We start from the raw sequence: 12,370 nt of genomic DNA on the forward strand, positions 1-12,370 counted from the left end.
CATGAGCCGATTGGATTCCATGCTGCGCCGCCTGACGGCCCAACGCGACGGACTGAACTGGGCAGCCGAGCGGATCAGCGGTCAGCCGGGCGACGTGCTGGACATGGGGTTGGGCAATGGCCGCACCTATGACCACCTGCGTGAAATCCTGCCCGAGCGCCGGATCTGGGTGATGGACCGTGTCCTGCAATGCCATCCGAACAGCACCCCCCCGGCCGAGGATTTCCTGCAGGGTGAAGCCGAACCAATGCTGCACAGGCTGGCAGCCGGCGGGCATAGGATCGCGCTGGCGCATTACGACTTCGGACGCGGCATCAAGCACCAGGACGTAGCCGAAGCAGAGCGGCTCAGCCCGCTGATCGAGAAAGTCATGCAGCCCGGAGGGTTGTTGATTTCAGGTCAACCCCTGGTCGGCTTTGCCCAGATCCAGGGGCCCAAGACAATCGCCCCGGACCGTTACCTGTTTTACACGGCCTGATTACGCCACGCGTCGACCTCGCACCCAGACCGAACTCGGGACGGGTACTTCCGCGCGCATCCGGAAGCGAATGACATCGGCGCGGGCGTCGGCGCGCAGTTCACCCCGTTCCTCCAACCCTGCCGCCTGAGCCGGGGCCAGCGTTACCGTCTTCATCCCGCGTGCCATGTCGCCCCAGATCTCGCCCAGCCTAACCGCCGACAACAACAAGGCCGACGGCACATAATCCGAAGACAGGATGTCCAGATACCCAAGCCGGGCCAGCTCGCAGGCCGCAACATTGCCAGAATGCGATCCCCCACGGATTATGTTCGGCGCACCCATCATGATCTGAATGTCGTTTTCGTGGCAGGCGCGTGCCGCTTCGACGGTCGTGGGGAACTCGGCCAGACGGATGCCATGACCTGCGGACACCTTCACCTGATCTTCCGTCGTGTCGTCATGGCTGGCCAATACTGCTCCGAAACGGCAGGCAGCCTTGACAGCTTCGACCTCGTGCAGATCGCCATTGCGATTTCGAAGCCCTTTCAGTTGCGTCACATGCTGAAAGTACATGTCATCGTCCATGGCATATTTGGCTTTCAGATAGGTTTCCAGCTTGTTCATATCTCGAAACTGACGCTGTCCGGGTGTGTGATCCATTATGGACACAATGCCAACCCTGTCTTCTGGTCCAAATTCGTTCAGCTCTTCAACCAGAGTTTCCGAACACACCTCGGCCCGCAAGTGCAGAAAGTGGCTGATCTTAAGCGCATCCTGTTCGCGCAGATCCCACAACTCCTGCGACAGGCCGCGGGCGTATTTCCCGTACCGCCGCGCGCCCGACGGGATCGATCCAACCCGCATGGCGTCAAACACTGTCGTGATCCCGGTGCTGGCCAATTCCGCATCATGCGCAAGAATTGCAGCGGCATGGGGCCAGTTCACCTGTGGACGCGGTTGAATGTGACGCTCAAGGTTGTCCGTGTGCAACTCGACAAGCCCGGGGCTGACATAATCGCCTTCGCAATCGATCGCGCCTGCAGGAACCCTGTTTCCAGTGTCGATTTCAGCGATGGTCTCACCCACAATCCGGACACTTCCGGTTATGGTTTCATGCGGCAATACAAGCGTGGCATTGGCAAGGATCAAGTCTTCTGTCATCTGAACTTCACGCATTTTGAGGTCGAGGCAGGCCACGCAAAAGGAGGCCGATATGACATTTACGCGATACGCGATCTATTTTGCGCCACCGGCGGGCGCGGAATGGACGAAATTTGCAACCAGCTGGCTGGGTTGGGACATGGAAGCGGGAAAGCAGGTTACGCATCCTATTGTTGAAGGCATCGATGTTGTCGCTGTCACGGAAGTACCGCGCAAGTACGGGCTGCACGCGACCCTGAAACCGCCCTTCAGACTGCGCAACGACAAAACGTTCGTAGCCCTGTACGAGGCTTGCGGTTCGCTCGCCTCCCGCCAACCGCCTGTGTCGCTGGATGGCCTTGAGATCGCCCGGTTTGGGCGCTTTCTCGCACTGCGTCCGCTGGGTGAGACCCAGGCGCTGAATGCGCTTGCTGCTGCCTGTGTTCGGGAACTGGACAAATTTCGTGCGCCCACCTCCGAGGCCGAATTGACCCGCCGTCGCGCCGCCGGGTTGACCCCAGAGCAAGGCGCCAACCTGGTTCAGTGGGGCTATCCTTTCGTTCTGGACGCGTTCCGCTTTCACATCACGCTGAGCGGCAAGCTGGACAAACCAACCCTGAGAGCAACTCAGGACGTGTTGCAATCCCATCTGGCCCCATTGCTGCCGCGGCCCTTCCAGATCACGGATCTGGCCCTGACGGGCGAGGCTGAGGACGGGCGGTTTCACCTGATCCATCGCTATGCGCTCTCCGGTTGAAGGTGCGACAGGATTTCGGCAACCGTATCTTCCATCGCACCGGAGTTGTCGATGTCCATGACCCGGTTCAGACCGTTGGGCAAAGACGTTTGGGCCCGGTCCAGGCGCCGCGTCTGTTCTGCCTTGCCTTCCCGCCCCCGTGCGGACAGGCGTTTGGCCAGAACCTCGGCCTCCGCTGTCAGGGAAATCACGATCAGATCACCGAACACCTCCTGCGCCTGAATCAACACCGTTCGTGACAGGTTGACCAGAACGGCCTCGGCCACCTGCCGCTGCTGTGTGATCGTCTTCGGCACACCGTAATACAGCCCATGCGCACGCCAGTTCAAAGCAAAAGCACCATCCCATTCCATCCGCTGAAATGTCTCGACCGAGACCCGGTCGAAGTCCTCGCCCTCTTCGCCCTCGGGGCGGGTAATCACCCGCCGCACACGCTGAAACCCCGACGCTCGTGCCACCAACGCGTTCATTACGCTGTCTTTTCCGACACCCGAAGGACCGACGATCGCTATGACTGGGGCAAGCGTCATGCCGCTATCCCCGGCGTGAAGTCCGAGACATCGACCTCTCGGTCACAAAACCGCTCACGTGCGTCGAAATCCTGAAAAATCCAGACAATCGTCATACCTTTGTTCTTTGCCTCTTCGATCAGGGGCAAAACGGTTTCGAGGTTCTGCGCATCCAGACTCGCCGTTGGTTCATCCAACAGCATCGCCGGATACTCGTGCGCAAAGCCTCGTGCAATGCTCACCCGCTGCTTTTCGCCGCCCGAGAAGGTCGTCGCGCTGAGGATCCAAAGGCGTTCGGGAGTATTCAGCCGTTTCAACAACCCGGATACTTTGCCCAGTGCAACTTGTCTGTCACAGCCAGCGGTCAGCAGGGGTTCTGCCACATCGTCCAGCAACGGCACCCGAGGCACGAACCGCAGGAACTGGCTGACATAGTCCAACGTGTCACGACGCAGAGAAAGGGTCTGGCGCAGCTTTGCCTCGGGGATGCGATGGCGGGTCTGGATGACGGTTGCCTTTTCCGTTTCTTCGGTGGCGGCGGCCCCCGCCGTGTTCTCAAAGAACTTGCGGATGGACACGGCGTTGGTCCTGCCGTCTGCGCCCTGATCGATCACCTTGAGCGTATCCTCGGGCGTCAGTGTCGCGGCTGAAACCTGTACGCCCCCGGCACCCCAGCCATAGGGCATCGGCATCTCGCGACTGGCAAACGGTACCTGACACCCCGGCATGGCCAGGCCTTTGAGGATCGCCCGCCGGATCATCCGCTTGGTTTGTTCGTCGAAATAGGCGAAATTGTATGCGCTCATAAGCAGCCTCTTTCGATGAGGGCATGTTCCAACGCGTGCGGCGAGGTGAAGTGGATCCCATCCATGCCAACCGCACACGCTCCTTCGACATTGTGCAACCCGTCATCGATGAAAATGCAGTTCTCAGGTGAAAGCCCGGCCCGATTGCACAACAAATGGAAAATCTCTGGCTGGGGCTTCAACAGCTTCTCCTGCCCCGACACGACGGTAACGCCAAACACGTCGCCCAATTCGGGGTGTGCCCCCACGCCGACAGGCCAGGTTTCCGCTGACCAATTGGTGATCGCGTGAACCGGCAGGCCTTTCTCCTTCAGGCGGTAAAGCAGGCGCCAGCTTCCCTTGATCTTGTGTGGAACGGTTCTGGCATAACGCTCAACATAAACACTGAGGCGCTGCCGATCTTCCGCATTCTCCAGTTCAGCGGCCAGATCGGCGAACATCTCGCCCCCGTCGGCCCGCAGGTTGCGTTCGGGGAAATCGATGCGCGTCAGGAACTCTGCCACCGCCTCGCGGCTACCCATCTCGTCCAGCCATGCCAAATGCGGATCCCATTTGACCAGCACGTTTCCGATATCAAAAACGACGGTTTTCATTCTAGGGCCTCCTTCGAGGTGCGCTCTTCGGCCTTTCGGCGCAGTTTGTGGACCAGTTCCAGCTCGGACTGGAAATCGACGTAATGCTGTAGCTTGGTTTGTTCTTGGAATACACCAAACGTGGCAATGTTGCGCGGTAAGCGCGGGCGAGGAAGATCGCCTCGGTCAGATCGCCACGTGCCTGTTTGACCTCCAGCACAGCCAGGTTGGGATCGTACAAGGACCCTTCTGCCATTGCCCGACTCACGCAAGGCTCAACTGTTCACGGATCTGTGCCAGGCTCAGTTCCGCCAGATCCGTCGCGCCACGGCGTTCTTCGGACAACCACGCATGGGTATTCTCGATGGTTTCTTCACGCCCTTTTACAGCAACATACATGGCTTAACCCTCCGACCTGATCTGCGTGCTACGCGGCAGGGCCGCGACCGCCTCACCGCAGGTTAAAAAGAAATCACACCCCAACGGATAGAGCGGCGCATTACTCTGAAGCGCCGCAGCATCCGGCAGAGAAAGCTGCGCAGTGTACCGAATCCCCGGGCCGCTCAGAACCGCACCGTTCTGCTCCAGCCGCTTGCATTCCACAATAAGCGTCGCGGAATGATCCGGATACTCCAGCGTTCCGATACGGTAGGTATCGAGCGGCCCCAATACATCCCACGTGCCAAGGGCAAAATCAGCCTCTTCCGCTGCCACCATCCGTGCACCCGTGTGAAAGGTCAGCCATTCGCGCACCGCGTCGGTGTCGGCTTCGCCCGCCAGATGAACGTTTGTCTCAGCGTCGCAAAGCGTCAGGATCAGCGTGCCAGCCGCGACGGACAAGGGCGCAGGTGGTTCACAGCCAGCCAGAGCGCGGATTGCATGTGCCACATCGACAGGAGCGTTTCGCGAGCCCCCTGAAAACCGCATTTGAACAGACATCAGTCTTCCCCCCGAACCTGCGTAAAAAACTCAACCTTGGTGGCCGCTGCCTCTGCGGCGCGCGCGGTTTTGTACGCCTGCATTTGCTGTCGCAACGGGTCGCGCAACCGTGCCTGCAAGTCTCCAGCAGTTGCTGTCTGCACCGTCGCGTCAATCAACGCCGCAGCTTCTGCCTTGGATTTCGACCTGCCCTGAACATATCCGTGATAGACCGTACCATCCTGCAACACGACTGAGCAGCGCGTAACGGTCATTTCACCCAGGCTGAACAGAGCGCCGGAACCTCCGATGCGGCCACGCACCATGACACCCCCCACCTCGGGTCCGCGCAGCCATTCGAAAATCGGGCAGTCCTGAATGCCGCCCCATAGTGTCATCAGGGTGGCGTCTGGCGCGCGCGCCAGCAGGCCCACCCATTCCTTCCGTGCCTTGATCTCGATTTCCGTCTGGTTTGTCATCAAAGCCTCTTGGCCAAGGTGTCTACCAGAAACACACAACTAGACAAATTTTGACCACCAGGTTGCCGAAACGCAATCTGGGACGGTAATCCCCCCGAAAATTAGGGGTGTATGAAAGTAGAGTTTTCTCGAATGATGAAAGAGGAGATTCTGATGAAGAAATCGCAGTTCGGCGACGCGCAGATGCGGATTTTACGCGTCTCTTTCCGAATACGCCCGGGTGCTGTCCACAATGTCAAGGCGATCCGGAAAACCGATAGCGCGATGGATTTCGTCCATTGGGAAAAGCTTGAACCTGGCCGCATGCGGCGAAGAACGATTGAGCGCCCCGCGCAGGACGTTCGAGACCACGACAACTAGCGCCCGCAATCCTTGCCAACCGGCTGCTACAGGTGCCGTTCAACGGATGCGTTGCACCGCGGTGAAAGTTTTGTGCCAACACAGCGTTCGCGGGGGCTATCCATCCCACCGCCCCACGGGTATACGCATCCGCGACTCTTCAGCTGATACGAGGCCACCATGAGCTTTGACCGTACCATCAAGATCGCGCCGTCTATCCTGTCCGCCGACTTCGCTAATTTCGGACAGGAAATTCAGACCATCGAAGCACAGGGCGCAGACTGGGTTCATGTGGACGTGATGGACGGCCATTTCGTTCCAAACCTGACCTTTGGCCCCCCGGCGGTAAAAGCTTTTCGGCCACATGTCAAAACGGTGATGGACGTTCACCTGATGATCACCCCGGTTGATCCGTACATTCAGGCCTACGCGGACGCGGGCGCGGATATCCTGACCGCCCATGTTGAGGCCGGCCCGCATACACACCGCACTCTGCAAGCCATTCGCGCCGCCGGTATGAAAGCAGGCGTCGCACTGAACCCCGGCACGCCCGCCGAGACAGTTGAACACCTATTGGAACTGGCAGACCTGGTTTGCGTCATGACAGTGAACCCGGGCTTTGGCGGCCAGAAGTTCATCGACATGACCGACAAAGTCCGCAAGCTGCGTCAAATGATCGGAGACCGCCCGATCCATATCGAGATCGATGGCGGGGTCGACCCACTGACCGCCCCTCTGGTTGCCGCGGCAGGTGCTGATGTTCTGGTGGCAGGGTCAGCGGTGTTCAAGGGTGGGTCGGTGACCAATCCCGAAGTCTATGGCGAGAATATTAATGCGGTACGGGCTGCGGCTGAATCTGCTCAGCAGTGAAGCTTGTAGGACAAAACGCGCAAGCCTATCCGGTCTGAACAAACAAGCGTACATGGCCAATCACGTTCGAAACCGACAAGGAGGGAACACCCTACTCTGGTGTTCCAGGTGAGAGCTCAAGCGACTTGCACGGATGTGAGAGGTTTGGCCAAGAAGGAACAGTATACTGTCGCAATGGCGGCTTTGAGCCCGAAGGAGCCGTTTAGAGCTGAGTCGATTGCGGGACGAAACGTCTAACGAAACCACCGAAATGCAGTCACGATATAGGAAGATTACAGCTACGAAGTTCGGTCATTGAAGATGAAAAGTTAGCGTTTTCAGAAGACAATTGCAGTCCAAAGTGAGTAGTCCGAACAGTATCGACCGGGAACTTTCCTGTCTTAGACGAACTTGCGTCCACTCGAAAAACGGAGTTGCCCAACGCTGACGTTTTGGATGAAATCTCGAACTCTTCGCCATCAGCGTTTCGATATGTATAGGTGCATTTTCCTGCAACACCGAAACAACTGTGAGGCTCAAAGCTCTCCCATTTATTCCCGGCCCAAACTCTACGCGTCATCAGCCCACTTTCGTTATAGTCAGTGGTGCTTATTCTTTCGCGCGAACCGACTTTATTGCGAGTAACGACCCTAAAAGCGCCATTCCGCTTACCAACGAAAGTGCTCACCCATTCGTTTCCATTAGAGTATTTCTCAGTCCAACTACATCCCTTGGGCATCTCCCAGAATCGTATTTCACCTGCTCTGATGCTTGTCACCGTAGCGAAAAGTGCAAACATTGCAGTCAAGGTCGTGACTACAATGGGGGCAACCTTCACGATTGAATTCATTTGTTTCATCCCTATTTGCGGACTCATCTCTCAGACAGCACGGCAATCATGCCGACACATGCAACGCAGTGCAACGAAAGCAGTCTTAGCCAGTTGCCGCTTCGTCCCGCTAAGCGGTAGATCGAAAAAGGCCGCCCGATTTGGGGCGGCCTTCTTTAGTTCATCGATGTGCCGGGCTGAAGCCCGGCCTACCGATTATTCTACGATCTTCGACACAACGCCGGCGCCGACAGTGCGGCCGCCTTCGCGGATGGCGAAGCGCAGGCCCTGCTCCATCGCGATCGGTGCGATCAGCTCAACCTCGAACGACACGTTGTCGCCAGGCATAACCATCTCGGTGCCAGCCGCCAGGGTCACGGTGCCGGTCACGTCAGTTGTACGGAAGTAGAACTGAGGACGGTAGTTCGCGAAGAACGGAGTGTGACGACCGCCTTCTTCCTTGGTCAGGATATAGGCTTCGGCTTCGAACTTGGTGTGCGGTGTAACCGAACCCGGCTTACACAGAACCTGGCCACGCTCAACACCGTCACGGTCGATGCCGCGCAGCAGGGCGCCGATGTTGTCGCCCGCTTCACCGCGATCCAGCAGCTTGCGGAACATTTCAACACCAGTACAGGTGGTTTTCTGAGTGTCGCGGATGCCGACGATTTCGATCTCGTCGCCAACGTTGATCACGCCACGCTCGACACGACCGGTCACAACGGTACCACGACCCGAGATCGAGAACACGTCTTCGACCGGCATCAGGAACGGCTGGTCAACAGCGCGCTCAGGTGTCGGGATGTACTCGTCCACGGCAGCCATCAGCTTGCGGATCGATTCTTCGCCGATTTCCGGCTTGTTGCCTTCCATCGCGGCCAGAGCCGAACCTGCGATGACAGGAATGTCGTCGCCGGGGTAGTCATACGAAGACAGCAGCTCGCGGATTTCCATTTCCACCAGTTCCAGCAGTTCTTCGTCGTCAACCTGATCCACTTTGTTCATGAACACGACCATCGTCGGGATGCCAACCTGGCGGCCCAGCAGGATGTGCTCGCGGGTCTGCGGCATCGGGCCGTCAGCAGCGTTCACAACCAGGATCGCGCCGTCCATCTGTGCGGCACCGGTGATCATGTTCTTGACGTAGTCGGCGTGGCCGGGGCAGTCGACGTGCGCATAGTGACGCGTGTCGGTCTCGTATTCCACGTGGGCGGTCGAGATGGTGATGCCACGTGCTTTTTCTTCAGGCGCGCCGTCAATCTGGTCATACGCTTTGAAGTCACCGAAATACTTGGTGATTGCTGCGGTCAGCGTGGTCTTGCCGTGGTCAACGTGGCCAATCGTGCCGATGTTGACGTGCGGCTTATTACGCTCAAACTTTTCCTTTGCCATTCCTCAGGCGCCCTTTTGCGATTTGGGGGACCCTTGGTCCCGTGGTTACATCTGCGCGCGCGAGATATTTGGTTCAAAGCGGAAAATCAAGCACATCCTGAGGGAAATGCGCCGATCACGTTGGATTTTGCGTGACCTCGACAGATTCCAGCGGCTGGATCAGGTCTGGCCGTTTGTCAAACCAGCCGTTTTCTTCATGCTCTTCAGCAAGCCATTCCTCGACACGGTCGGCAACTTTTAGAGCCAGACCGCTCATCTGTTCTTCTTTGGTGCGCTCGTGCCCTGACCCTTTAAATGCACTTCCGCCGGTGGTGTCTTCCAGCACCTGAAATTGCTTCCCTTTGGCCAGAAACTCTTTCTTCTTCACGTCATAGACGTTGACCAGCACAATCGCAGTGCTTCTGGGATTGTAAATCACAGGTATTCCCGGCGGAGCCAGCATGTAGCCCTCCAGACTAATGCCGACGTCATATTCCTGCGAACCATCGTAACGCCCCAAACGAATATCAACAGCGTTCTGGATGGCTTTTGTCCATTCTTCAGGTGTGGCGTCCCGCGACACAGGTCCCTGAACGGCCTTGTCCGCAAAGGCATAGTTGACACGCAGTTTGAACTCGCCAAGGGATTCAGGTGGTTCATACACTTGTGTCTGTGTGCAGGCGGCCATCAGGGCCAGTCCGGTGATCAGCGTCAGAATGCGCAACATGTCTCGTCTCGATAGGCCTGTTTTTTGTTGATCTAGCGCACCGATACGGGTTGTGCCAAGCCGTATCGGCGGAAATTCACCTGCGCAGCAGCGCGATCACGAAAACTTATAGTCACGTGGGAAGCCATAGGGTGGTTTTTTCCCGACAGTGGCCCGTTTTGCCAGCCATTGCGTCATATCCGCCTCATGTCGGGTCTTTTCGCCGCCCATGGACCATTTCAGGCCCTCTTCCCAGTTGAAGGTCGTTACATCCGACAAACCGCCATCCAGCTCGAGCGTTCCCTGCCGACCTCGCGCCATATTGTACTTTTGCAAACGCACACCTTTTCCGCGCGTCATCTCGGGCAATTCCTCGGTTGGGAAAACCAGGAACTTGCCGTTTTGGGATATGACAGCCACGTGGTCGCCATCGACCGGCTTGCAGATCATTGCCGTTTCGCCGCCTTTGACGTTCAGCACCTGCTTGCCATTGCGGGTCTGAGCAAGAACATCGTCCTCGGGAACCATGAATCCGTTGCCCGCGTCCGAAGCCACCAAAAGCTTGCGGCCGGGCTTGTGGATCAGAATGTCGATGATCTGCACCTCGTTCGGCAGATCAACCATGAGGCGCAAGGGCTCGCCCATGCCCCGCCCGCCGGGCAGGTTGGCAGCACTAACGGTGTAGAACCGCCCGTTCGAGGCAAACACCAGCAGCCGGTCCGTCGTTTCCGCGTGGAAGATGAACCTCGGACCGTCGCCATCCTTGAACTTAAGTTCGCGCTTCAGATCGATATGGCCCGTCATCGCGCGAATCCACCCCATCTGAGAACAGACCACGGTGATCGGTTCCTTGTCGATCATCGCTTCAAGCGGCACTTCTTCGACCTGCCCGGCCTCAGCGAACCGGGTCCGACGCGCTCCACCTTCGTAGTCTTTGCCGAAGGTCTTTTTGGTTTCTTTCAACTGCTCGGCGATCTTGGCCCATTGCAGTCCTTCGTCGGCCAGCAGGTCCTCAAGGTTGGCACGCTCCAGCATCAACTCGTCACGCTCGCGGACCAGCTCCATCTCTTCCAGACGACGCAAGCTGCGAAGGCGCATGTTCAGGATGGCGTCGACCTGAACCTCAGACAGTTCACCCTCACCCGGCTTGGGCGTGACATAATCTGACTCGTCGGTGGCGCGGACATGGGTAATGCCCCAATCCTCGCGCATCAGCGCTGCCTTGGGGTCGTCGTCGTAACGGATAATGTCGATCACACGGTCGAGGTTCAGGAAAGCAACGATAAAGCCCTCCAGCACCTCCAGACGATGATCAATCTTCGCCATACGGTGGCGGGACCGACGCAGAAGCACCTCTTGCCGGTGATCGAGGAAGGCGCGCAGCACTTCCTTCATCGAGCAGACTTTCGGCGTCACCCCGTCGATCAGCACGTTCATGTTCAGGTTGAACCGCACCTCGAGGTCCGAATTGCGATAGAGCATACCCATCAACACCTCGGGGTCGACGTTCTTGGAACGCGGCTCGAGGATCAGGCGGATGTCATCGGCGGATTCATCCCGCACATCGGCGAGGATCGGGATTTTCTTAGTCTGGATTAGTTCCGCGATCTTTTCGATCAGCTTGGACTTCTGAACCTGATAGGGGATCTCAGTGACGACGATCTGCCACTGACCGCGGCCCAGATCTTCGACCTCAAACTTGCAGCGCAACCGGAACGACCCGCGCCCTGTGCGATAAGCCTGCGCGATATTCTCCGGTGGCTCGACGATTACCCCACCGGTCGGAAAGTCTGGACCCGGCACGTAATTCAGCAACGTATCATCGCGCGCGTCTGGCGTCTTGATCAGATGCAGACATGCATCACAAAGTTCCGAAATATTGTGCGGCGGGATATTTGTCGCCATTCCAACGGCGATGCCGCTTGCACCATTGGCCAGCAGGTTCGGAAACTGAGCGGGCAGCACCACCGGCTCGGTCAGTGTCCCATCGTAATTGTCGCGGAAGTCGACGGCATCTTCGTTCAGACCCTCAAGCAGCGCTTCGGCGACGATGGTCATCCGCGCCTCGGTGTATCGCGAGGCCGCCGGGTTGTCGCCGTCGATGTTGCCGAAGTTCCCCTGCCCGTCTACCAGCGGGTACCGGACGTTGAAGTCCTGCGCCAAACGCGCCATCGCGTCGTAAATGGCGGCGTCACCGTGCGGGTGATAATTGCCCATCACGTCGCCGGAAATCTTGGCGGACTTCCGAAAGCCTCCGGTTGCACTGAGTCGCAGTTCTCTCATCGCATAGAGGATTCGCCGATGTACCGGCTTCAATCCGTCCCGCGCATCCGGCAGGGCACGGTGCATGATGGTGGACAGCGCATAGGTCAGGTAACGCTCGCCTATCGCGCGGCGCAGCGGCTCCGCCACCTCACCCCCGTTGTCGGGGGCCTCCATGTTGGGGTCGTCGATCGTATCGTTCATATATGATGTGATACGACGCAAGGACGTCTTGGTAAAGCAAGCAACGCGTATTTTACTGGGGACAAGTCGCGCTTTTTGCAACAGGGGGAGGCAAGTCAGTGTTTTCCCCGAATTTTCGACTCAAGCGCACTATTATGCTATCATTCCAACAATTGAATAATTGCTGCCT

The 12,370-nt window shown here is 57.9% G+C and carries 14 protein-coding genes and 1 pseudogene; 4 read left to right on the forward strand and 11 right to left on the reverse strand.

The genetic code is table 11. The features are described from left to right. Position 1 precedes the first annotated feature (1 nt). Positions 2-478, forward strand: coding sequence for a class I SAM-dependent methyltransferase (locus tag D1823_RS10325; protein ID WP_117869830.1), 477 nt, complete (start codon positions 2-4; stop codon positions 476-478). Here D1823_RS10325 and D1823_RS10330 read toward each other — a convergent pair whose 3' ends face one another. Beyond that, a complete protein-coding gene (locus tag D1823_RS10330; RefSeq protein WP_117869831.1) occupies positions 479-1,621 on the reverse strand; it encodes an alpha-D-ribose 1-methylphosphonate 5-triphosphate diphosphatase in 1,143 nt (380 codons plus the stop codon). 52 nt (positions 1,622-1,673) lie between these two features. Between D1823_RS10330 and D1823_RS10335 the strand changes: the two genes are divergently transcribed. Then, complete coding sequence (locus D1823_RS10335) at positions 1,674-2,357, forward strand: DUF1045 domain-containing protein (protein ID WP_117869832.1); 684 nt, start codon at positions 1,674-1,676, stop codon at positions 2,355-2,357. Here D1823_RS10335 and phnN read toward each other — a convergent pair. The 6 genes and pseudogenes from phnN to phnG form a co-directional block, all read right to left on the reverse strand. Then, complete coding sequence (gene phnN, locus D1823_RS10340; protein ID WP_117869833.1) at positions 2,339-2,887, reverse strand: phosphonate metabolism protein/1,5-bisphosphokinase (PRPP-forming) PhnN; 549 nt, start codon at positions 2,885-2,887, stop codon at positions 2,339-2,341. The two genes, D1823_RS10335 and phnN, sit on opposite strands and share 19 nt — an antisense overlap. Next, positions 2,884-3,672 (reverse strand): alpha-D-ribose 1-methylphosphonate 5-phosphate C-P-lyase PhnJ, encoded by a 789-nt coding sequence (locus tag D1823_RS10345; protein ID WP_254683705.1) that lies wholly within the window; start codon positions 3,670-3,672, stop codon positions 2,884-2,886. The genes phnN and D1823_RS10345 overlap by 4 nt, the downstream gene beginning before the upstream one ends. Continuing rightward, positions 3,669-4,265 (reverse strand): HAD family phosphatase, encoded by a 597-nt coding sequence (locus tag D1823_RS10350; protein ID WP_117869834.1) that lies wholly within the window; start codon positions 4,263-4,265, stop codon positions 3,669-3,671. Before D1823_RS10350 ends, D1823_RS10345 begins: the two co-directional genes overlap by 4 nt. A 103-nt stretch (positions 4,266-4,368) precedes the next feature. After that, a pseudogene (locus D1823_RS10355) lies at positions 4,369-4,643 on the reverse strand (carbon-phosphorus lyase complex subunit PhnI); the annotation flags it as partial. Between the two features lie 3 nt (positions 4,644-4,646). Continuing rightward, complete coding sequence (gene phnH / locus D1823_RS10360) at positions 4,647-5,183, reverse strand: phosphonate C-P lyase system protein PhnH (protein WP_117869835.1); 537 nt, start codon at positions 5,181-5,183, stop codon at positions 4,647-4,649. Continuing rightward, complete coding sequence (phnG, locus tag D1823_RS10365) at positions 5,183-5,641, reverse strand: phosphonate C-P lyase system protein PhnG (RefSeq protein ID WP_117869836.1); 459 nt, start codon at positions 5,639-5,641, stop codon at positions 5,183-5,185. Before phnG ends, phnH begins: the two co-directional genes overlap by 1 nt. A gap of 153 nt (positions 5,642-5,794) precedes the next feature. Between phnG and D1823_RS22275 the strand changes: the two genes are divergently transcribed. Next, the gene (locus D1823_RS22275) at positions 5,795-6,001 is read left to right on the forward strand and encodes a hypothetical protein (RefSeq protein ID WP_162896807.1); all 207 of its coding nucleotides are present in this window, start codon (positions 5,795-5,797) and stop codon (positions 5,999-6,001) included. Between the two features lie 159 nt (positions 6,002-6,160). Further along, positions 6,161-6,850, forward strand: a complete 690-nt coding sequence (gene rpe / locus D1823_RS10375; protein WP_117869838.1) for a ribulose-phosphate 3-epimerase — start codon at positions 6,161-6,163, stop codon at positions 6,848-6,850. 256 nt (positions 6,851-7,106) lie between these two features. Here rpe and D1823_RS21900 read toward each other — a convergent pair whose 3' ends face one another. From D1823_RS21900 to parC, 4 genes are all read right to left on the reverse strand, one after another. Continuing rightward, positions 7,107-7,679: a hypothetical protein gene (locus tag D1823_RS21900; protein WP_162896808.1), complete on the reverse strand. Its 573-nt coding sequence runs from the start codon at positions 7,677-7,679 to the stop codon at positions 7,107-7,109. Between the two features lie 195 nt (positions 7,680-7,874). Further along, entirely contained in the window at positions 7,875-9,050 is a 1,176-nt protein-coding gene (gene tuf, locus D1823_RS10380; RefSeq protein ID WP_117869839.1) for an elongation factor Tu, read from the reverse strand. A 115-nt stretch (positions 9,051-9,165) separates the two neighbouring features. Then, positions 9,166-9,756: a hypothetical protein gene (locus D1823_RS10385; RefSeq protein ID WP_117869840.1), complete on the reverse strand. Its 591-nt coding sequence runs from the start codon at positions 9,754-9,756 to the stop codon at positions 9,166-9,168. 96 nt (positions 9,757-9,852) lie between these two features. Beyond that, positions 9,853-12,201, reverse strand: coding sequence for a DNA topoisomerase IV subunit A (gene parC / locus D1823_RS10390; protein WP_117869841.1), 2,349 nt, complete (start codon positions 12,199-12,201; stop codon positions 9,853-9,855). Positions 12,202-12,370: the final 169 nt, after the last annotated feature.

The sequence above is a fragment of the Ruegeria sp. AD91A genome, assembly GCF_003443535.1.
Lineage (GTDB): Bacteria > Pseudomonadota > Alphaproteobacteria > Rhodobacterales > Rhodobacteraceae > Ruegeria.